The sequence below is a fragment of the Pseudomonas sp. FG13 genome (assembly GCF_057809755.1).
In genome coordinates, this window is sequence record NZ_JBMDKO010000041.1 from 1 (window position 1) to 21413 (window position 21413).

Below are 21413 nucleotides of genomic sequence, written 5' to 3' on the forward strand. Positions count from 1 at the left end.
CAGCTCCAGTGTGGGAGCGAGCCTGCTCGCGATAGCGGTGGATCAGTCTGCCCCCTGTTGAATGCGCCGTCGCCATCGCGGGCAAGCCCGGCTCCCACAGGTACGGCGATGCTGCGGCCATCCGCAGCTCCAGTGTGGGAGCGGGCTTGCTCGCGAAGACGACGGCTCAGTCAACATTGATGTCAGATGTCAGTCCGCCATCGCGAGCAGGCTCGCTCCCGCAGGGGATGGCGGCGGGGGTCAGAAGTCCAGGGTCTGCTTGAGTTTTTGGGCCGCCGGCGTGTCACTGGGAATCACCACCGCATAGTTGTACCCCGGCCCGGACCAGTATTCGGCCTGCAACTCGCCGTCGCGCCGGCTGCCACGGGGCAGCAGGAAATTCCTCGGCCCTGGTGGGCGCACGTAGAAGCTGATCTTCTGACCACTTTCGTCCTGGTAGACGATCATCGCCGCCGCGCCTTGCTCGGTGCTGAGCAAGCGGCCGCTGACCGGCTTGAAGCCCGCGCCGGAAAGATCCGGCAGGCGATTGGCGTCGCTGAAGTAACGGTCGAGCCAGTCTTGCATGCTGCTTTCGTCGCCGGTCTGGTAATCGGCCGGGAGGATGCCTTGCTGGGCGAACAGCCGATAGGCCTGCAAGGCGTCAGCCATGGGTTGGGCGGCGCTGAGTAGGGTCATTTGACGAGCCTGCCAGCCACCGAAGCCACCCACGCTGACGGCCAGCAACAGTATCGCGGCGCTGGCCAGGTGTCGGCGTGAGCGATGTCTGAGCCGTTGGCGAATCGACGTCGGGTCGAGGGCCGGATTGGCCGGTTGTTGCAAGGCTCCACTCAAGGCAGTGCGCAAGCGTAGCGCGTCCTGTTGCCAGGCCCGGACCCGAGCGGCGACGTCGGGGTGGCTGCCGAGGTAGGTGTCCATCAGGCGCTGGTCGGCCTCGCTCAATTGGCGATCGACGTAGGCGTGCAGGTCGCTGTCGCTGGGGGGCATGCTGATCATTTGAGTATCCGCAGGGTGGGGCGGGTGATTTCGCCTTCGCTGAGTTGGCGCAAGGCTTGGCGGGCGCGGGACAGGCGCGACATCACGGTGCCGGTCGGCACGCCGAGGATGTCGGCGACTTGCTGGTAGCTCAAGCCTTCCACCGACACCCACAGCAACAGCGCCCGCTGCTCGGTGGTGAGTTGGTCGAAGGCCTGGAGCGACGACTGGGCGATCACGCTGCGCTCGGCCGAGGGATGCGTATCGTCGCGGCCGGTGAAAAACTCCAGCATGCGGGCGTAGCGTCGGGAACGGCGGTGGGCATCGAGAAACTGCCGATACAGGATGGAAAACAGCCAGGCTCGCAGATCGCCGTCTGGACGCTTGTCGTTCCATTTTGACAAAGCCCGCTCCAGGCACGTCTGCACCAGGTCGTCGGCATTGCTGGGGTTGCGCGTCAGCGACACGGCAAACCGCCGTAGTCGGGGGATGAGCATGCGCAACTGGTCATCGATTTCGTTCATGGGCGTTTGGCGTCCGGTGAGCCGTCGCTGGGTGAGACTGGAAAGACGATCCCCAAACGAGATTATTCCAGCGTAGGAAAAATAAATACGCGGTATGGGAATAAAACCATCGGGCCTTCGTCTGACGGGTCCTTTCCTCAAATGGCCTTGAGCCTTGGAGCTTCGTCATGGTTGATCCTTCCTCTTCACCTGACCCCGCATCGGATCGGCCGCCGTTGAGTGCCGCCAGCCTGACCCTGCGCCTGGGTGGCATTGCGGTGATTGTTGCCGCATTGGCCGGGGTGTTTGCCTACGTCAATGGCACCCTTGACCCACAGCGCCTGACACCCAAAGCACTGGTCAACGTGCTGGAAAAGAACAATGGGGTTCATCCGGGCTTCCGGCGCAATCACTCGAAGGGTGTCTGTGTCGCCGGTTATTTCGAAAGCAGCGGCGAGGCGCGAGCCTATTCCAGCGCCCAGGTGTTCATGGACGCCCGGACGCCGGTTGTTGGACGTTTCGCCTTGCCCAGCGGCAACCCTTATGCACCGGACGGCAGCGTACCGATCCGCAGCCTGGCGTTGCGTTTCACCCAGGCCAACGGCCAGCAATGGCGTACCGGCATGAACAGCATGCCGGTGTTCCCGGTGGGCACGCCTGAGGCGTTCTATCAGTTTCAACAGGCCCAGTCACCGGATCCCGCCACGGGGAAACCGAACCCGACGGCAGTGCCGGCGTTCTTTGCCGCTCACCCGGAAGCCGTGCCGTTCCTGCAGTGGATCAAGACTGCCAAGCCGTCGGCCAGCTATGCCACCGAAACCTACAACGGCATCAATGCGTTTTACCTGGTCAATCCGGCCGGGCGACGTCAGGCGGTGCGCTGGGGCGTGGTCCCGCTGACCGCCGACGCGGCGGATGCGCCACCCGCCCAGGGCGCCGACTACCTGGAGCAGGATCTGACCAAGCGTCTCGCCGCCGGACCGTTGCGTTGGCGGTTGGACATCACCCTGGCCAATCCTGGCGATCCGGTGAATGACGCCAGCAAGCCCTGGCCCACGGATCGCAAGGTGCTCAATGCCGGCACGCTGGTGCTGGAGAGTACCCAGGCGCAGGACAACGGCGAGTGCCGTGACATCAACTATGACCCGCTGATCCTGCCCAGCGGTATCGAAGGTTCCGAAGACCCGCTGCTGGCCGCGCGTTCCGCCGCGTATGCCAGTTCCTATCTGCGGCGTACCAGCGAAGTGAGCCAGTTGCCCGCCACCCAGGAGACCCGCCCATGAGCCCCCGTCACTTCGCACCCTTGGCCCGGTTGCTCCACTGGTTGATGGCGTTGATGATCATCGCCATGTTGTTCATTGGCGCGGGCATGGTGGCCTCGGTGTCCGAGCGTCATGAGTGGCTGCTCCGGTTGCACAAGCCTTTGGGCATCGCGATTCTGCTGCTGGTGATCGTGCGCCTGGCGGTGCGCTTTACCACGCGCCCACCGGCATTACCGAGGGATCTGCCGGGCTGGCAGGTGCTGGCGGCGAAGGCCTCCCATGTCCTGTTGTACGCCTTGATGTTGATCTTGCCACTGTTGGGCTGGGGCATGATTTCTGCGGCGGGGGACCCGGTGATGCTCAGCAGCTCGCTGCAACTGCCCTCGATTCTGCCGGCGAATGCCCAGACGTTCGCATGGTTGCGCAAGGCCCACGGGTACTTGGCCTACCTGCTGTTCCTGACTGTGCTGGTACATCTGGCGGCGGCGCTGTTTCACGGCTGGGTGCGGCGGGATGAGGTGTTGGACAGCATGTTGCGCGGTCGAGATAAAGCTTGAGTCTTGCCGGCCCCTGTAGGAGCTGCCGAGTGCAACGAGGCTGCGATCCTTCCCCTGGCAATTGAGTCCAGAGTGAAGATCAAGATCAAAAGATCGCAGGCTTCGCCAGCTCCTACAGCCCCTCACACAGGTTGATATCAGGTCGCTGGTTCAGCGCAACTCATCGACCATATCCGCCACAGTGCTCAACACATCCTTGCCCAGTTGCATCGAGCGCTTGCCGGACCAGCCGGTGTGCGGGTTCGGGTGGTCGTCGTGGTCCTTGAACGGCATTTCCAGGGTCAGGGAGAGGCAGTCGTATTTCTGGCCGACCGCGTTGCAGGCCAAGGTCATGTTCGCCTGGCCCGGTTCGTCGCGGGTGTAGCCATGGGTGGTCTGGAAGTCCTTGGTCTGGTGCTTGAGGTGGCTGCGAAAGCGCTCTTCGAGCTTGGCAATGCGGGGCGTGTAGCCGGGGTTGCCTTCGCTGCCGGCGGTGAAGACGTGGGGGATGGTCTCGTCACCGTGGATGTCGAGGAACAGATCGACGCCATACTTTTCCATTTGCTGCTGTACGAAAAATACCTCGGGGCTGATCTCCGGGCTGGCGTCCTGCCAGGCACGGTTGAGGTCCTGGCCCATGGCGTTGGTACGCAGATGCCCATGGAACGCACCGTCCGGGTTCATGTTCGGCACCAGATAGAGATCGGCCTTGGCCAGCAACCGGTTCAGTTGGGCGTCGTCCTGATCCTGCAGACGTTCGATCACGCCCTCCATGAACCATTCGGCCATGTGCTCGCCGGGGTGCTGCTGGGCGATGATCCAGACCTTGCGTCGGCCTTCGGCACCGCTGCCTTTACGCAGCAACTGGATATCACGTCCCTCGACACTTTTACCGGTGGCCAGCAGATCGGCTCCGGCCTTGTGCTGTGCCTGCTCGATCAGCCAGTCATGACGGCCACGGCTGTAGGGCTCAAAGTAGGCAAACCAGGCGTGGGGCTGTTCGGCTTCCAGGTAAAAACGCAGGGAGTCGCCTTCGAACTGGGTGGGTACACGGAACCAGTTGACGTGATCGTAGGAAGCAACGGCCTGGTAACCCGGCCATCCTTTGCTGTAGGTCGATTGACTGGCGTTGAGCAGGCGGAAGGAATGTTCCTGGCCAACGTGCAGGCCACTGGCCTTGAAGTGGAACCACTGGAAGTGGGCGCTGCGGGTGTCGGGACGGATTTTCAGCAGAGATTGCAACGGGTTGCTAATGTCCACGACCTGGATATTGCCGCTGTCGAAATTGGCACTGATATCAAAAGACGATTTAGCCACGGTCACGATTCCTTTGAGAGGATTTCCATGACCGTTACTTTACACGCAAGGAAGGGTAGATCGGGACGATTTGCGTCATAAAACAGGGGGCGTCCTCCCTGGACGCAGAAGCAGCTTAGAGAGTCCGCACCTGATTCTCAAGTGCTGCCTGTCGATAGTTTTGGCCGGTCTGGCGGGGCTTTGAAAAATGGAAAATCATCACCGTCGTGGAATCAGTAACCCCGGTCAGGGACTTTATTCGCCTGCAGCCATAAGCCGGAAAATCGGCAAAAAAAGACCCGGCAAAGAGCCGGGTCAAAAACCGTGATTAGCCTGATTAGGAGATACTCCAGAAGTCCGACCTAAGGCCTTCTGGACTATCGACCGATCTCGCGATCAGTTGATGCAATAATAATCATTATCATTTGCAAGTCAAATGTTTTTATTGCGCACATTGGAAAATATTTCCTGACGCCGGTATCCGCGGCTCCGTTCTCGCTGACCCCGCTGCTTATCGAGCCGGGTAGCCGTCCAGGGACCGGTCCAGCATGACCTTGGCCAGATCAATCATGTGCACCACCGAAAATGCCAGGTCACGGTTCGAACCTTGTAACCGGTTGGCGGACTCGTGGGCGGTGGCTGCCGCACAGCGCAGCAGATCGCACGCATGGACAAGAGCTTCTTCGCCCTTGATATTACGGTTCACGTCGAAGAAGCGGTGTTCCTGTTCATCCGAAACACCCGGTTTCAAGTAATAGTCCAGGGCCCGTTGGGCGGCCGGGCAATCCTGTAGCGAGGGGAACGGGGTGTGGAAAGGGCTGTTGGGCTCGTCTTTATTGAAGGTATCCATGGTGTCGAGGTTCTCCGTAGTGGGCTGAAATCCTCAATCCAGAATAGTACGCATCGTAATTGTGACGACAATTTAAATACTACAATATGTGTTTTGATGGTCGGAGTCATCCACGTATCGTGCCGCTCATGGATAAATGGATAGAGTTGGTCAAGGCCAAAATGAAGGAGCTGCGCGTCACGCAAGTGGTGCTCGCAGAGCGTCTGGGCATGTCACAAGGCGGTGTCGGCCATTGGCTGACCAAGCGCCGGCAACCCAGTGTCGAAGACATGAACCGGGTCCTGCAGGAATTGGGGATGGAGTTCCTCGAAGTGGCGATGGTGATCCGCGAGCCGGATACGTCTACCGAAGAGGGCATGACCCTGGCGCAGAAGTACAACCCGTACTTCCGCTACCCGGTGAGTGATTGGCACGACGTCGGCGAAGTTCGCGAGGTCGATCCTGAGCACTACAGCCAGGCGCGTTATGAGTTGACGGATTACCACGCCCAAGGCGATGCCTTCTGGCTGGTGGTGATGGGCGATGCGATGACCGCACCGACCGGGTTGAGCATTCCCGAGGGCATGTCGATCCTGGTGGACCCGGCCATCGAGGCGGTGCCCGGCAAGCTGGTGGTTGCCCAGTTGCCGGGCAGCAGCGACGCAACCTTCCGTAAATTGATCGAGGAGAGCGGGCAGCAGTACCTGGTCCCGCTCAACCCGACTTACCCGAAAAGCCTGTACACCGAGCAATGCCGCATCATCGGTGTGGTCGTACAGGCCACCATCAGGTTCTAATCGGATCGGCCCTTGGACGGGGCCGATACCTACTCCTCGAATGCCACCAGTGCGCTGCCCTCGCTGACCATTTCCCCTTCCTGGCAATACAGTGCCTTGATCACTCCGGCCTTGGGTGCACGAATGCTGTGTTCCATTTTCATCGCTTCCAGGACCACCAGTTGCGCGCCAGCCTCTACTGCCTGGCCGGGGCTCACCAGCACCCGCACGATGCTGCCATTCATGGGAGCGGTCAGGCCGCCCTCGTGGCTGTGGCTGGCTTCGGCGGCGGCCAGCGGGTCGTACAGCTCGACGCGACGCAGATCGCCTTGCCATTGCAGATACAGGCTGTGGCCCTGGCGGATGGCCCGGTGGCTTCGACGCAGGCCGTTGTGGCCGACCACCAGATGCTCGCCGCGGAGCTCGGCGATTATGCCCTGGACGTCCAGCGTCATCGCCCGATCCTGATCTTCACAGCTCAAATGCAACGTGGTTTCCCCTGGCAGTCCCAAACGCAGGCCGGTGATATCGGACCAGGGGGAAGCGGCGTCGTCGGGGCGTATCCGTGGTGTCAGACCCAAGGCGAAAGCCTGGGCGGCTGTGGACCAGAAGTCGTCATCCAGTTCACCAGGTGCTGGCAGTAACTGCGCCTGGTAGCGTGGGATAAAACCGGTGTCCAGCTCAGCTGCGGCGAAGGCCGGGTGGGCAATGATGCGACGCAGGAAGCCGATGTTGGTTTTCAAACCGCCGATGGCAAACTCGTCGAGCATGCTCAACAGCCGCAACCGCGCCTGTTCACGGTCCTCGCCCCAGGCAATCAGCTTGCCGAGCATCGGGTCGTAGAAGGGCGAGATCTCATCGCCTTCTTCGACGCCGCTGTCGACCCGTCGCCCCGGTCCTTCGGCCGATTCGCGATACAGCGCCAGGCGCCCGGTGGCCGGCAGGAAGTCGTTGGCCGGGTCTTCGGCATACAGCCGTACTTCGATGGCGTGGCCGGACAGTGGGACCTGTTCCTGGGTGATCGGCAGCGGCTCGCCCTGGGCAACGCGAATCTGCCAGGCCACCAGGTCAAGCCCGGTGATCGCTTCGGTGACCGGGTGCTCGACCTGCAACCGGGTGTTCATTTCCATGAAAAAAAACTCGCCCCGCGAATCCAGCAGGAACTCCACCGTGCCGGCGCCGACATAGCCAATCGCCTGGGCTGCGCGCACGGCAGCCTCGCCCATTGCCCGTCGCAGTTCCGGGGTCAGGCCTGGGGCTGGCGCTTCTTCCACGACTTTCTGATGACGACGCTGAATCGAACAATCGCGCTCGTTGAGGTACAGGCAATGGCCATGCTGGTCGGCGAACACCTGAATCTCAACGTGACGTGGTTTGAGCAGGTATTTTTCCACCAGCATCCGCGAGTCGCCGAACGACGATTGCGCCTCGCGCTGCGCCGAGGCCAGGGCTTCGGCCAGTTGGCTGACGTCCTCGACGACTTTCATGCCCTTGCCGCCACCCCCGGCGGTGGCCTTGAGCAGCACCGGATAACCGATGCGCTCGGCGGCGGCGCGGAACGTCTCCAGATCCTGGGCTTCGCCATGGTAACCGGGCACGAGGGGCACGCCGGCGGTTTCCATCAAGGCCTTGGCCGCGGATTTGCTGCCCATGGCGTCAATGGCCGAGGCGGGCGGGCCGAGGAAAATCAGCCCGGCGTTTTCGATGGCCCGGGCGAACCCGGCATTCTCCGAAAGAAAACCGTAGCCAGGGTGGATAGCCTGGGCGCCACTGGCCTGGGCGGCAGCGATCAACTTGTCGATTTGCAGGTAGCTATCGGCCGCCTTGCTGCCGCCCAGGTCGACCCGGATGTCGGCTTCGCGGCTGTGGCGGGCGTCGCGGTCGGTGGCGCTGTGCACCGCAACCGTGGTCAGGCCCATGGCCTTGGCGGTACGCATCACGCGGCAGGCGATTTCACCGCGATTGGCCACCAGCACGGTGGTGAGGACTGGGGCGCTCATCGACGGGGCTCCTTATGTTTCGATGGGGCAGGTTTCGAAGGGGCAGGGGGCGACTCGGCCTGCCAGTTCGGCGGCCGCTTCTGCAGAAAGGCGCGCAGGCCTTCCTGCCCCTCCGGGCTGACGCGGATGCGGGCGATGGCATTCTCGGTGTAACGTCGCAATGCCGGGGTCAGGGCGCCGTTGCCGACTTCGCGCAGCAGTTCCTTGCTGGCGCGCATGGCCGCCGGGCTGTTGAGCAACAGGTTATCGATCCACTGCGCGACTTGATCATTCAGCGTCTCAGGCGGGTAACTTTCCGACAGCAAACCGATCTCTTTCGCACGTTGTCCGCCGAAACGTTCAGCGGTGAGGGCGTAACGCCGGGCTGCCCGTTCGCCAATGGCCTGCACCACGAACGGACTGATCACTGCCGGCGCCAGGCCGATGCGCACTTCCGACAGGCAGAACTGCGCGTCATCGGCACCAATGGCCATGTCGCAGGCACTGATCAACCCCAGCGCGCCGCCAAAGGCCGCGCCTTGGACGACTGCCAGCGTCGGAATCTTCAACTTGGCGAGGTTGTACATCAGCTCCGCCAGTTCCCGGGCGTCGTCGAGGTTGGTGTGGTAGTCGAGCTCGGCCGACTGTTGCATCCAGGCCAGGTCGGCGCCGGCGCTGAAGTGCTTGCCACGTCCGCGGATCAGCAGGAAGCGCACGCTTTGATCGCTGCTGACCTGGTCCAGCGCGAGGATCAGCTCGCGGATCATTTCGGCGTTGAACGCATTGTTCTTCGACTCGCGGCTCAACCACAGAGTGGCAACGCCGCGGGGATCGGTCAGCAATTCGAGGGTGTTGAAGTGTTCCATGGGCATTCCCCGGTTACATCCGGAACACGCCGAAGCGGCTCGGTTCAATAGGTGCGTTCAGTGACGCGGACAAGGCCAGGCCCACGATGTCGCGGGTCTGGGCCGGGTCGATGACGCCGTCGTCCCACAGTCTCGCGCTGGAATAGTAGGGGTGACCCTGTTCTTCGTACTGATCGAGAATCGGTTGTTTGATCTCGGCTTCCTGGGCGGCGCTGAACGGATGGCCGCTGCGTTCGGCCTGTTCGCGCTTGACCTGCACCAGCACACCGGCGGCCTGTTCGGCGCCCATCACGCCAATCCGCGCATTTGGCCACATCCACAGGAAACGTGGGTCGTAGGCTCGTCCGCACATACCGTAGTTACCTGCGCCGAAGCTGCCGCCAATGATGACCGTGAATTTCGGCACCCGGGCGCAGGCCACCGCGGTGACCAGTTTCGCACCATGCTTGGCGATGCCGCCGGCCTCGTATTTCTGACCGACCATGAAGCCGGTGATGTTCTGCAGGAACAACAACGGGATGCCTCGCTGGCAGGCCAGTTCGATGAAGTGCGCACCCTTTTGCGCAGCTTCGGCGAACAGGATGCCGTTGTTCGCCAGGATCGCGACGGGGTAGCCGTGCAGATGGGCAAAGCCGCACACCAGTGTGGTGCCGAACAATGCCTTGAACTCATCGAACACCGAACCGTCCACCAGCCGCGCAATCACCTCCCGGACATCGAAAGGCTGCTTGGCATCGGCCGGCACCACCCCATACAGCTCGTCGCTCGCATACAGTGGAGCGATCGGGGTGCGTGGCTGCACGTCGCCAAGCTTGCGCCAGTTGAGGTTGGCGACGCTGCGGCGGGCCAGGGCCAGGGCATGTTCGTCGTTGTCGGCGTAGTGGTCGGCCACGCCGGAAATCTTGCAATGCACATCGGCGCCGCCCAGGTCCTCGGCGCTGACCACCTCGCCGGTGGCGGCTTTGACCAACGGTGGGCCGGCCAGGAAGATGGTCGCCTGTTCACGGACCATGATCGCTTCATCGGCCATTGCCGGAACGTACGCCCCGCCGGCCGTGCACGAACCCATGACCACCGCCAGTTGCGGGATGCCCTGGGCGCTCATGTTGGCCTGGTTGAAGAAGATCCGGCCGAAGTGCTCCCGGTCCGGAAACACTTCGTCCTGGCGCGGCAGGTTGGCACCGCCGGAATCCACCAGATAAATGCAAGGCAAGCGATTCTGTTGAGCGATGGTCTGGGCGCGCAGGTGTTTCTTCACGGTCAGCGGATAATAGGAGCCTCCTTTGACCGTCGCGTCGTTGGCGACAATCATGCATTCGACGCCTTCCACGCGACCGATGCCGGCGATCACCCCCGCGGCAGGGACGTCTTCGCCGTAAACCTCGTAGGCCGCCAGCGGGCTGATTTCCAGGAAGGGCGAACCGGGGTCCAGCAACCGGTTGATGCGCTCCCGAGGCAGCAACTTGCCCCGTGAGGTGTGCCGCTCCTGGGCCTTGGGTCCGCCGCCCTGCTGGACTTGCGCGAGCAGGGTGCGCAAGGCGCCGACCTGTTCGAGCATAGCGTCACGGTTGGCGATGAACTCCGGCGAACGTGGGTTGAGCTGGGTGTGCAGCGTGGCCATGGTCAGCTCCGTTAGCGGGTTTCGTTGAACAGTTCGCGACCGATCAGCATCCGACGGATCTCACTGGTGCCGGCACCAATTTCGTACAACTTGGCGTCACGTAGCAGACGCCCGGCCGGAAATTCGTTGATGTAACCATTGCCGCCCAGGATCTGGATGGCATCCAAGGCCATTTGCGTGGCGCGCTCGGCGGTGTAGAGGATCACCCCGGCGGCATCCTTGCGGGCGGTTTCGCCGCGCTCGCAGGCCTGGGCCACCGCATACAGATAGGCGCGGCTGGCGTTGAGCTGGGTGTACATGTCGGCCACCTTGCCCTGGATCAGTTGGAATTCGCCGATGCTCTGGCCGAACTGCTTGCGATCGTGGATGTAGGGCACGATCAGGTCCATGCACGCCTGCATGATCCCGGTGGGACCGCCGGACAACACCACCCGTTCGTAGTCCAGGCCACTCATCAGGACCCTGACGCCGCCGTTGAGCACACCGAGGATGTTCTCTTCCGGCACTTCGACGTCGTCGAAGAACAACTCGCAGGTGTTGGAGCCGCGCATGCCGAGCTTGTCGAACTTGTTGCTGCGGCTGAAGCCTTTCCAGTCACGCTCGACGATGAATGCGGTGATGCCGTGGGGGCCTTTTTCCAGGTCGGTCTTGGCGTAGATCACGTAGGTGTTGGCGTCGGGGCCATTGGTGATCCAGGTCTTGCTGCCGTTGAGCACGTAATGATCGCCGCGCTTGTCGGCCCGCAGTTTCATGGAAACCACGTCGGAGCCGGCGTTCGGCTCGCTCATGGCGAGGGCGCCGATGTGTTCGCCGCTGATCAGCTTCGGCAGGTATTTGGATTTCTGCTCGTGGTTGCCGTTGCGGTTGATCTGGTTGACGCAGAGGTTGGAATGGGCGCCGTAGGAGAGGGCGACCGAGGCCGAACCGCGGCTGATTTCCTCCATCGCCACCACGTGGGCCAGGTAGCCCAGGCCGGCGCCGCCGTATTCTTCCGGTACGGTGATACCCAACAGGCCCATGTCGCCGAACTTGCGCCACATGTCGGCGGGGAACAGGTTGTCGACATCGATCTGCGCCGCCCGAGGCGCCAGCTCGGCCTTGACGAAGGCCTGCACCTGGTCGCGCAACATGTCGATGGTTTCACCGAGGGCAAAATTCAGGGATGGGTAGCTCATGGGACACCTTTGGCTTTTTTATCGGGTGTGGAGAGGGACAAGAGTGCTCTCACCTTTACGTTAACGTAAGCCTGCAATAAATGACTGTCAATCACCTTTACGTTAACGTCAACTTGGTCCAGAGTAGATGCGGCTGACGGCGTGACCCTGTGGGAGACGAGCTTGCTCGCGATGAACGATAACGCCATTTTCCGGCGTTGAACCGAGGCGCCTTCATCGCGAGCAAGCTTGGCTCCCACGGGCTTTGGCTTCACAGGTTCAAGCGTAGCAACCCACTAATAAAGACAAGAGGGGGCGTCATGGATCAACCCGGTTCGCATTCGCAGCTCAGCTACACCCGCGGCTCCCAGGCCAAGGCCTTGTTGACGCAGACCATCGGCCAGGCTTTTGACCAGACCGTGGCCCGTTACCCCGATAACGAGGCGTTGGTGGTTCGCCATCAAGCGCTGCGTTATACCTGGCGGCAACTGGCTGAAGCGGTCGATCTGCACGCCCGGGCCTTGCTGGCGTTGGGCCTGAAAACCGGTGATCGTCTCGGCGTGTGGGCCCCCAATTGCGCCCAGTGGTGCATCAGCCAGTTCGCCAGCGCGAAGATCGGTGTGATCCTGGTCAACATCAACCCGGCCTACCGCAGTTCCGAGCTGGAATACGTGCTCAAGCAGTCCGGGTGCCAGTGGTTGGTGTGCGCCGGGGCGTTCAAGACTTCGGACTATCACGCCATGCTGCAAACCCTCGTGCCGGAGCTGGCGGAACAGTCGATCGGCCAGTTGAACTGCGAACGCTTGCCGGACCTGCGGGGTGTGATCAGTCTCGATCCCCAGCCACCGTCAGGGTTTCTACCCTGGTCGCAACTGGCAGACCTGGGCACGGCGGTTTCGCCTGGAGAGCTGGCCGAGCGCGCGACCAGCCTGCATGTCGAGCAACCGGTGAACATCCAGTACACCTCAGGCACCACCGGATTTCCCAAGGGCGCGACCCTCAGCCACCGCAACATTCTCAACAACGGCTATATGGTGGGCGAAAGCCTGGAGCTCAGCGCCAATGACCGGCTAGTGATCCCGGTGCCGCTCTACCATTGCTTCGGCATGGTCATGGGGAACCTGGGCTGCCTGACCCACGGCAGTACCATGATCTACCCCAACGACGCCTTTGACCCCTTGCTGACCCTGAGCACCGTGGCCGAGGAAAAAGCCACCGCGCTATACGGTGTGCCGACCATGTTCATCGCCATGCTGGATCAACCGCAGCGACGTGGGTTCGACTTGTCCAGCCTGCGCACCGGGATCATGGCCGGCTCGACCTGCCCGATCGAAGTGATGCGGCGGGTGATCAACGACATGCACATGAGCGAGGTGCAGATTGCCTATGGCATGACGGAAACCAGCCCGGTGTCGTTGCAGACCGGTCCTTCAGACGAACTGGAGTTGCGCGTTACCACCGTCGGCCGCACTCAGCCGCAACTGGAAAGCAAAATTATCGACGAGGCCGGCGACATCGTCCCCCGTGGCACCATCGGCGAGCTGTGTACCCGTGGCTACAGCGTGATGCTCGGTTACTGGAACAACCCCAAGGGCACCGCCGAGGCCATCGATGGGGATGGCTGGATGCGCACCGGTGACCTGGCGACCATGGACGAGCAGGGTTACGTCCGCATTGTCGGACGTAACAAGGACATGATCATCCGGGGTGGCGAGAATATTTACCCGCGTGAGTTGGAAGAGTTCTTCTTCACTCATCCTGCGGTGGCCGATGTGCAGGTGATCGGCATCCCTTGTTCGCGCTACGGCGAAGAGATCGTGGCCTGGATCAAGTTCCATCCCGGGCACAGCGTGACCGAACAGGAGTTGCAGGCCTGGTGCAAGACGCGCATCGCCCACTTCAAGACGCCACGTTACTTCAAGTTCGTCGAGGAGTTCCCGATGACGGTGACCGGCAAGATCCAGAAATTCCGCATGCGTGAGATCAGCATCGAAGAACTGCGCGATCGATAAGACTCGCCACAACACCTGTGGGAGCGAGCCTGCTCGCGATAGCGGTCTGTCAGTTGATAGGGATGTCGATTGACACGGCCTCATCGCGAGCAGGCTCGCTACCACAAAAAAAGTCAATCACCAGACAGCACAAAGGGGAGCCGAAGCTCCCCTTTAATTTTGTCGTCGCGTGCTCTTTTTTATTATTGAGGGGCGGCCTGTTGTTGTTTTTGGTAGCCGTGACCCTTTACCGCTGTTTTGGGCGATCCCCATCCGGGATCAAGAGCAAACGTATTTTTTTGAGCGCTGATCTGCTTTTTTCGCCTTGCGATCCAACCGATTCGGGTCCTACCTGAAGGTAGTCTTATTGTTCTCTGCCCGGTTGCGGGTTGCTCCTGAGAGCACCCTGAAAAGCCTATCTTCTCCAAAAAAATCTGTTAGCTGCGTCTCTGCCGTGTTGTTTTTGTTATGTCAGAGTCGTTTCGTCTTGTTTTTATTGGGTTTGTCGCTTTTTTTTATTCTTGTTATGCCAGAGAGATAGCAGGTGTCGTGCCAACTTTTAAAATCCTTTATAGATCAATAGCTTGTGTTTTTTGGCCGAATAAAGTGACTGAATGGATCTGACAAATTGTTTCCGTGTTACTCGTTTCACAGCCGGTGCGGTAACACCTCATTGGGCATAGCGTGCCTTGGCGACGCGGGAACCGGTCGGGCGCCCGAGTACGTCACAGATCTGTCGACCCGCGGCGATCAGCGCGTCCAGGTCGACGCCGGTTTCAATGCCCAGGCCATTGAGCAGGTACAGCACGTCTTCGGTGGCGACGTTACCGCTGGCTCCCTTGGCATAGGGGCAACCGCCGAGGCCGGCGATGGAGCTGTCGAACACGGCGATGCCTTCGAGCAGGCTGGCATACAGGTTCGCCAAGGCCTGGCCGTAGGTGTCATGGAAATGACCGGCGAGTTTGTCCCGGGGAACGTCCGCCGAAACCACTTCGAACAGCTTGCGCGTGGCGCCAGCGGTGCCTGTGCCGATGGTGTCGCCCAGGGACACCTCGTAACAGCCCATTGCATATAGCTCGCGGGCGACCCAGGCCACTTGCTCGGGTTTGACGGCGCCTTCGTAAGGGCAGCCCAGCACGCAGGAAACGTAGCCGCGCACACTGACCCCGTTGCGCTTGGCGGCTTCCATGATCGGCGCGAAGCGCTCCAGGCTTTCCTTGATGGAACAGTTGATGTTGCGCTGGGAGAACGCTTCGGACGCGGCGGCGAATACCGCCACTTCCTTCACGCCGGCCGCCAGCGCGTCCTCAAACCCTCGCAGGTTCGGCGCCAGGGCGCCATAAGTGACGCCGGGTTTGCGCTGGATCTGCGCGAACACCTCGGCGGAACCGGCCATCTGTGGGACCCACTTGGGCGAGACAAAGCTGCCGACTTCGATGTAACCCAGGCCGGCGGCACTCAGTGCATCCACCAGGTGTACCTTGTCGGCGACGCTGATGGGTTGTGCTTCATTCTGCAGACCGTCGCGGGGGCCGACTTCGATCAAGCGTACAAAGGAGGGAAGGGACATGGGGATAGACCTTTAATGGGTTGCCAATATACCGGGGGCGACGGCGATCCAATGTGAGCGAGCCTGCTCGCGATAGCGGTATGTCAAACAACATTGATGTTGGCGGTTAGACCGCTATCGCGAGCAGGCTCGCTCCCACGATGGGTATGACAGCTATACAGCTTCCTGACCCTTGAGCGTCTGCTCCAGTGCCTGGATGCAGCGTTCTTCGGCGGTGTCGAGCTCAAGCTTCATCTGTTCGATGTCCAGCAGTTGCTGTTCGAGTTGCTCCCGGCGCTCGGTGATTTTCGCCAGCATGCTGTGCAGTTGTTTCTGGTTACCACTGGAGGGGTCGTAGAGTTCGATCAGCTCGCGGCACTCGGCCAGGGAAAAACCGATGCGCTTGCCCCGCAGGATCAATTTCAGGCTGACTTTGTCCCGCGGTGAGTAGATGCGCTCCTGACCCCGTCGCTCCGGGCTCAGCAGGCCTTGCTCTTCATAAAAACGGATGGCCCGGGTGGTGATGTCCAGTTCCCGGGCGAGGTCGGAGATGCTGTAGGTCTGACTGCTCATGGACGCGCTCGAAACGATAGGGGCTGGCGCTAAGCTAATGTCAGGTTGACGTTCACGTCAAGCAATGAAACCGGTGGGAGCGAGCCTGCTCGCGATAGCGGTGGATCGGCCAACCTCGTTGTTGATTGATCTGCCGCCATCGCGAGCAGGCTCGCTCCCACCATGGATCCCCTACGCGTTCTCAAGCTTTTTCTCATGGGCCGTCACCTGCTGGCACAACTCGATCATCTGCTCGCGCATCCAGCGGTTGGCCGGGTCCTGGTCGGTGCTTTCGTGCCAATAGAGATGGGTTTCCACCGGCGGTACATCGTTGACCGGCAGTTGGAAGGCATGCAGGTCGTGGCGACGGGCAAACCGTTCGGGAACGGTCATGACCATGTCGGTCTGCTGCAATACCTGGGAGGCCATCAAGTAATGCTGTGAGCGCAGGGCGATCTTGCGCTGGATGCCCATCTTGCCCAGGGCCAGGTCGACATAGCCCAGCCCATTGCGGCGGCTGGAGATATGCACGTGGGTCTGGGCGAGATAGTCATCGAGGCTGATTTTTTCCTTGCCCGCCAAGGGATGGCCCTTGCGCATGGCACATACGTAACGGTCTTCCATCAGTTTGACGTGACGCACCTGCGGGTCGGTATTGAGCGGGGCGTCGACGGCGAAATCGAGCCGGCCGGCAGCCAGTTCCTTGGTGGTTTCGCGGCGCTTGGACAGAAAACTCTCGATGGCCACGGTCGGCGCCAGGCGCCGCAGGCGCTGGAACAGGGGGGGCAGGATCACGCCTTCGGTGAGGTCGGTCATGCTGATGCGGTAGGTCTTGACGGCCTGCAGCGGGTTGAAAATCCGGCTTTCCTGCACCGACACCCGCAGCAGCGACAGCGCATTGCGGACCGGGCCGATGATGTTCTGGGCCATGGGCGTGGGCACCATGCCCTGGGCGGTGCGCACGAACAGCGGGTCGTTGAAGGTTTCCCGCAAGCGCGCCAGGGCGTTGGACACGGCCGGCTGAGTGATACCGACGATCTGCCCGGCGCGGGTCAGGTTGGCTTCGGTGTAGATCGCATCGAAGACGATGAAGAGATTGAGGTCGACCTTGCTCAGATTCATGGCGCTGCACTCTTGTTTTTAGACGGTTTCTCGGGCGTGTCGTGAGGTGTCGGGTGGCGATGGAATCAGTGAACCATATATCGGTGATGAATGTTAATACACGCCGAGAATAGGTTAGGTAAATTTTCGTAGCTGAACTAGCATCGATTTCATGATCTGAAATCAACCTCTGCCCAGAAGGTGCTGCCCATGGATTTTGCCTATTCCCCCAAGGTTCAGGAATTGCGTGAACGCGTCACGGCGTTCATGGATGCCTACGTCTACCCGGCCGAAGCGGTGTTCGAACGGCAAGTGGCCGAAGGTGATCGCTGGCAGCCCACTGCCATCATGGAAGAGCTCAAGGCCAAGGCCAAAGCCGAAGGCCTGTGGAATCTTTTCCTGCCCGAGTCCGAACTGGGGGCTGGCCTGACCAACCTTGAGTACGCACCGCTGGCAGAGATCATGGGCCGTTCGTTGTTGGGGCCGGAGCCGTTCAACTGCTCGGCGCCGGACACTGGCAACATGGAAGTACTGGTGCGTTACGCCAATGAAGAACAGAAGCAACGCTGGTTGGAACCGCTGCTGCGAGGCGAGATCCGCTCGGCCTTCGCCATGACCGAACCGGACGTGGCGTCTTCGGATGCCACCAACATGGCCGCCCGCGCCGAGCGCGAGGGTGACCAATGGGTGATCAACGGTAAGAAGTGGTGGACCTCGGGGGCCTGTGACCCGCGTTGCAAGATCCTGATCTTCATGGGGCTGAGCAATCCCGATGCGCCACGCCATGCCCAGCATTCGATGATCCTGGTGCCGGTGGACACCCCCGGGGTCAAGATCGTGCGGCCGCTGCCGGTATTCGGTTACGACGATGCACCCCACGGTCACGCCGAAGTGTTGTTCGATAACGTGCGGGTGCCGTACGAAAACGTCTTGCTGGGTGAAGGACGCGGCTTTGAAATTGCTCAGGGTCGCCTCGGCCCGGGCCGTATCCATCACTGCATGCGCTCCATCGGCATGGCCGAGCGGGCGCTGGAGTTGATGTGCAAGCGCGCCGTCAGTCGCACCGCGTTCGGTAAACCGCTGGCGCGCCTGGGGGGCAACGTCGACAAGATCGCCGACTCGCGGATGGAAATCGACATGGCTCGTCTGCTGACCTTGAAAGCGGCCTACATGATGGACACTGTCGGCAACAAGGTCGCGAAAAGCGAAATCGCCCAGATCAAGGTGGTTGCGCCGAATGTGGCCCTGAAGGTCATCGACCGGGCGATCCAGATCCACGGCGGTGCCGGGGTGTCCAACGATTTCCCGCTGGCCTACATGTATGCCATGCAGCGCACCCTGCGCCTGGCCGACGGCCCGGACGAAGTGCACCGCGCCGCCATCGGCAAGTTTGAAATCGGCAAGTACGTGCCCAAGGAGATGTTGCGTAGCGAGCGCTGAGGGCTCGGCATTCACCACAAGCCCCTGTGGGAGCCTAGCTTGCTCGCGATGACGGTATCACAGCCACTCTTTCAGTCGGCTGACCCTCCGCCATCGCGAGCAAGCTCGGCTCCCACAGAGGATCTGTGGTGAACACACATTTCGCAGTTATTCCTTGACGCTCATGTACTCCTCGGCCCAACGGATGTATTCCTCGGGCTGGGTGTAGGTGTGGGTCAGCTCGGTGGCGCTGAGGTCAGAGGCCTGGGTGAAGATCTGCCGTTGTTCGCGCAGACTGTCGTAGGTGGCCTTGATCGCGGCGAAGTAGGCGCCGTGACCGTCGATAGTCACCCGCACGCCCAGCTCGGCCAGGCGTTTGTCGTCGCGCAGCAGCGGATTGCCATAGGTGACGAGCATCAACGGCACCGTCAGATTTTCACTGATCTTCTCCAGGTGCTCGAAGTCCTGCACGCCCACCATGCAAATCCCGTCCGCGCCGGCACGTTCGTATTGCTGGGTACGGCTGATGATTTCCTGGACTGGCAGGATCCCGGCGTTGGTGCGGGCGATGATCGCCATTTCCGGATCGACCCGCGCTTCCAGCGCCGCGCGAATCTTGCCGACGCCTTCGGCCACGCCGATCAGGTCGGTGGATTTGCGGCCGAACTGGGCCGGCAGCAGGGTGTCTTCGATGGTGAGAGCCGCTACGCCGGCGCGTTCGAGTTCGATGATGGTGCGCATCACATTCAGGGCGTTGCCATAGCCGTGGTCGGCATCGGCGATCACCGGCAGCTGGGCCACACGGCCGATGCGGGTGGCCTGTTCGGCAAACTCGCTGAGGGTGATCAACGCAAAGTCCGGTGCCCCCAATACTTGCAACGACGCAACCGAGCCCCCGAGGATCCCCACTTCAAAACCCAGGTCGGCGGCAATGCGCGCCGACATCGGGTCAAACACCGATGCGGTGTGATAGCAGGTCTGGGAAGCCAGGAGTTGGCGAAAGTTACGACGCAAATCTTGATGGGAAAGCCTGGACATATGAGTTCCACCAATGGAATGGAAGGGCTTGAGCAAAAATGTCAACGCCGAAAGAACCAAAGGCTATCACGTGGCAAGCGTAAAGATGATGACGAATGCGCATGGGCCATGTTTGCCGCGCATCGAAAAAGGCCGCAGGCCTGGAAGGTCTACGGCCCGCAGGGATCGATCATCCGGAGGCTGATCAGTCCTGGGTCGGCACGCTCCAGATCTGCTTGATTTCATGGATGTTTCCAACGTTGAAGCGCGTTGGGAACCCCGGAATGGTGCATTGGATCTCGCTGGTGAGCTGCATGGCGGTATCGACCACATTGGCTGCGGCGCGCAACATGGGGGTTTCATCCCAATTGTTCATTGGATTATTCACGGTTTCTTCCTTCTTTTGGTTATTGGGCAGCAAACGACTGCCGAGGGGGGAGCAATGACAGCACCTGTGTGAACAGTGCTGTCTCTTGCGCAGCGATACCGGGGTAAAGCGGCGTGTAATGCTCATCAAAACACCAGGCTTCGTCAGCGCGGATCGAGTGTTCTGGATGAATAAGCAGACTCAATGATGCGGACATGGATTGGGGAGCGATCTGTTTATGGATTTCCTTCAAGGCCGGCATATATAAGACTTCGCCGGGCGAAAGTTTCACACTGCGTTGTTTTCCCAGTCGGGGAATCTTGCCTGCTTGCAATGGCAGGTCGTCCAGTATTTCACGGATGATTGTCGTGTAGCCATCGCCACTGTAGCCGACGACATACATTTCAAAGTCATGACTGTGGTTCAGATCATAGATAAAGGTTTCATGTTCATCATGCAGGTTGACCGGCGACCAGAATCCCAGGCGTAGGGTGAATAGATCATTACTGTGCAGTACAAATGCATAGGCATTGTAGAGACTGTTGCGTGTACTGAAACCATCCTGCTGGATCGAAGCATAAAGATGCTCGCTTAATAAAGAACGGTTTGAAGCCAACTGACGCAGGTTGTCAATGATGCAGTCCTTGTCGCGCTGCAAATCATAGGTATTCAAGCGCGCGATAAATGTTTCCAGGTTCATGCCGCCTTCGCCAAGGAAGAAAGCAAATTGTCCAGGCGTGGGTTCTTGAGTTTTTTTAACAGCGGGACATAGTTCAATGCCTTGTGCGGGTCAGCCTGATAAAGCAGCTGGAAGGCTTTCCACGCCACGGCCGGGTGGTAATGATAAAGCAGTTCTTCGGCAACCTTCGCTCCTCCGGGGTCGCGGAGGGTTTCGAGCAATTCCAGGCTCACCAGGAACCGGGCGGCGCTTTCGTCGTGAGGCAACCAGGCTATTTTCTGCAGCGAAAGGCGATCGAATACGCTGATGTCGGAACTTCTGTCCAGCAAGTTGATTCGACCTGTTAACTGGGCAGCTTTCCGTTCTGTTGGCACGTAGTCGAATACTGTGCGACTGCCGTCAATGATGAGCGGGGTCTTCTGGTCAACGATAACGCTGTCTAGTCGTTGCAGTTGATGCTCATGGCGCGCATAAAGTTGCACATCGAACGGCTGCTCCAACGCAAATAGAATGCTTTGGCCGGGCACCGAATAGAGGGGCGAAAGAGCGCTGTTGGGCGTGGGTGTCCTGATACTGATATTGCCGATGTCAGTGCAATGCAACAGCAGGGTTCCGGTATGCGGATTGGAGATGTTCATGAGGGTCGCACGCCGGGACTGTGCCTTGGCAAACGACGGTTGACTATTCAGGTGGCTAATCAGTTGGTTGACTTGCGCGGTCATGTCTAATGTTTTTATTTTTTTCGCTATGTGCTCGGGCGAAAAGTTTTTGGTAATTAGATCTTTAATCATGAGCGTTTTCGCAGCAGTGGGTCGATGCGAGAAAGTATGAGTTTTGTGTGGGGGGAGCGGCAACTAAGGAATTGTCGACAAGTATTACGAGTCAACTAATTCTCTTTGGTCTAGTTACCAGGAGCAGGGTGGCGAACCCTGCCGACCGGCCGT

General features: G+C 60.4%; 20 protein-coding genes. 5 read left to right on the plus strand and 15 right to left on the minus strand.

Going from position 1 to position 21413, the window contains the following annotated elements; genetic code table 11:
- Positions 1 to 240: 240 nt before the first annotated feature.
- Positions 241 to 993: an anti-sigma factor family protein gene (locus ACODTO_RS23535; RefSeq protein WP_175385305.1), complete on the minus strand. Its 753-nt coding sequence runs from the start codon at positions 991 to 993 to the stop codon at positions 241 to 243.
- On the minus strand, positions 990 to 1496 hold the full coding sequence (locus ACODTO_RS23540) for a sigma-70 family RNA polymerase sigma factor (RefSeq protein WP_139641743.1): 507 nt from the start codon (positions 1494 to 1496) through the stop codon (positions 990 to 992). Before ACODTO_RS23540 ends, ACODTO_RS23535 begins: the two co-directional genes overlap by 4 nt.
- A gap of 167 nt (positions 1497 to 1663) precedes the next feature.
- On the opposite strand from ACODTO_RS23540, the gene ACODTO_RS23545 reads away from it, so the two are divergent.
- The gene (locus tag ACODTO_RS23545; protein ID WP_489107123.1) at positions 1664 to 2758 is read left to right on the plus strand and encodes a catalase family peroxidase; all 1095 of its coding nucleotides are present in this window, start codon (positions 1664 to 1666) and stop codon (positions 2756 to 2758) included.
- A complete protein-coding gene (locus ACODTO_RS23550; RefSeq protein WP_175361259.1) occupies positions 2755 to 3294 on the plus strand; it encodes a cytochrome b in 540 nt (179 codons plus the stop codon). The genes ACODTO_RS23545 and ACODTO_RS23550 overlap by 4 nt, the downstream gene beginning before the upstream one ends.
- Before the next feature lie 150 nt (positions 3295 to 3444).
- Here ACODTO_RS23550 and ACODTO_RS23555 read toward each other — a convergent pair whose 3' ends face one another.
- Both ACODTO_RS23555 and ACODTO_RS23560 read right to left on the minus strand, forming a co-directional pair.
- Complete coding sequence (locus tag ACODTO_RS23555) at positions 3445 to 4596, minus strand: M14 family metallopeptidase (protein WP_175361260.1); 1152 nt, start codon at positions 4594 to 4596, stop codon at positions 3445 to 3447.
- 484 nt (positions 4597 to 5080) lie between these two features.
- Positions 5081 to 5419 (minus strand): DUF6124 family protein, encoded by a 339-nt coding sequence (locus ACODTO_RS23560; RefSeq protein ID WP_139641751.1) that lies wholly within the window; start codon positions 5417 to 5419, stop codon positions 5081 to 5083.
- Between the two features lie 128 nt (positions 5420 to 5547).
- On the opposite strand from ACODTO_RS23560, the gene ACODTO_RS23565 reads away from it, so the two are divergent.
- Entirely contained in the window at positions 5548 to 6195 is a 648-nt protein-coding gene (locus tag ACODTO_RS23565) for a LexA family protein (protein ID WP_139641753.1), read from the plus strand.
- 29 nt (positions 6196 to 6224) lie between these two features.
- Here the strand turns inward: ACODTO_RS23565 and ACODTO_RS23570 are convergent, their stop codons facing one another.
- Genes ACODTO_RS23570 through ACODTO_RS23585 form a run of 4 tightly spaced genes read right to left on the minus strand, consistent with a single transcriptional unit; the run spans position 6225 to position 11815 of the window.
- Positions 6225 to 8174 (minus strand): acetyl/propionyl/methylcrotonyl-CoA carboxylase subunit alpha, encoded by a 1950-nt coding sequence (locus ACODTO_RS23570; RefSeq protein ID WP_489107124.1) that lies wholly within the window; start codon positions 8172 to 8174, stop codon positions 6225 to 6227.
- Positions 8171 to 9019 carry a gamma-carboxygeranoyl-CoA hydratase gene (locus ACODTO_RS23575; RefSeq protein WP_175361263.1) on the minus strand — a complete coding sequence of 283 codons (849 nt, stop codon included), beginning with the start codon at positions 9017 to 9019 and terminating at the stop codon, positions 8171 to 8173. The genes ACODTO_RS23570 and ACODTO_RS23575 overlap by 4 nt, the downstream gene beginning before the upstream one ends.
- A 13-nt stretch (positions 9020 to 9032) precedes the next feature.
- Positions 9033 to 10640: a carboxyl transferase domain-containing protein gene (locus ACODTO_RS23580; RefSeq protein ID WP_175385310.1), complete on the minus strand. Its 1608-nt coding sequence runs from the start codon at positions 10638 to 10640 to the stop codon at positions 9033 to 9035.
- Between the two features lie 11 nt (positions 10641 to 10651).
- Positions 10652 to 11815 carry an isovaleryl-CoA dehydrogenase gene (locus ACODTO_RS23585; protein ID WP_024780883.1) on the minus strand — a complete coding sequence of 388 codons (1164 nt, stop codon included), beginning with the start codon at positions 11813 to 11815 and terminating at the stop codon, positions 10652 to 10654.
- Between the two features lie 299 nt (positions 11816 to 12114).
- On the opposite strand from ACODTO_RS23585, the gene ACODTO_RS23590 reads away from it, so the two are divergent.
- Positions 12115 to 13806 carry an AMP-binding protein gene (locus ACODTO_RS23590; protein WP_489107125.1) on the plus strand — a complete coding sequence of 564 codons (1692 nt, stop codon included), beginning with the start codon at positions 12115 to 12117 and terminating at the stop codon, positions 13804 to 13806.
- A 649-nt stretch (positions 13807 to 14455) separates the two neighbouring features.
- Here ACODTO_RS23590 and ACODTO_RS23595 read toward each other — a convergent pair.
- The 3 genes from ACODTO_RS23595 to ACODTO_RS23605 form a co-directional block, all read right to left on the minus strand.
- Entirely contained in the window at positions 14456 to 15355 is a 900-nt protein-coding gene (locus ACODTO_RS23595) for a hydroxymethylglutaryl-CoA lyase (protein WP_139641765.1), read from the minus strand.
- A 153-nt stretch (positions 15356 to 15508) separates the two neighbouring features.
- A complete protein-coding gene (locus ACODTO_RS23600) occupies positions 15509 to 15907 on the minus strand; it encodes a MerR family transcriptional regulator (protein ID WP_024779786.1) in 399 nt (132 codons plus the stop codon).
- Positions 15908 to 16078: 171 nt separating this feature from the next.
- On the minus strand, positions 16079 to 17008 hold the full coding sequence (locus ACODTO_RS23605; protein ID WP_139641767.1) for a LysR family transcriptional regulator: 930 nt from the start codon (positions 17006 to 17008) through the stop codon (positions 16079 to 16081).
- Between the two features lie 189 nt (positions 17009 to 17197).
- Here ACODTO_RS23605 and ACODTO_RS23610 point away from each other — a divergent pair, with 189 nt between their 5' ends.
- Positions 17198 to 18427 carry an acyl-CoA dehydrogenase gene (locus ACODTO_RS23610; protein ID WP_139641769.1) on the plus strand — a complete coding sequence of 410 codons (1230 nt, stop codon included), beginning with the start codon at positions 17198 to 17200 and terminating at the stop codon, positions 18425 to 18427.
- Positions 18428 to 18574: 147 nt separating this feature from the next.
- Here ACODTO_RS23610 and ACODTO_RS23615 read toward each other — a convergent pair whose 3' ends face one another.
- From ACODTO_RS23615 to ACODTO_RS23630, 4 genes are all read right to left on the minus strand, one after another.
- Positions 18575 to 19444: an isocitrate lyase/PEP mutase family protein gene (locus ACODTO_RS23615; RefSeq protein ID WP_041022419.1), complete on the minus strand. Its 870-nt coding sequence runs from the start codon at positions 19442 to 19444 to the stop codon at positions 18575 to 18577.
- A gap of 184 nt (positions 19445 to 19628) precedes the next feature.
- Positions 19629 to 19811 (minus strand): hypothetical protein, encoded by a 183-nt coding sequence (locus ACODTO_RS23620; protein WP_139641773.1) that lies wholly within the window; start codon positions 19809 to 19811, stop codon positions 19629 to 19631.
- A gap of 19 nt (positions 19812 to 19830) precedes the next feature.
- Entirely contained in the window at positions 19831 to 20490 is a 660-nt protein-coding gene (locus tag ACODTO_RS23625; RefSeq protein WP_175361270.1) for a transposase, read from the minus strand.
- A complete protein-coding gene (locus ACODTO_RS23630; RefSeq protein ID WP_489107126.1) occupies positions 20487 to 21260 on the minus strand; it encodes a hypothetical protein in 774 nt (257 codons plus the stop codon). The genes ACODTO_RS23625 and ACODTO_RS23630 overlap by 4 nt, the downstream gene beginning before the upstream one ends.
- Positions 21261 to 21413: the final 153 nt, after the last annotated feature.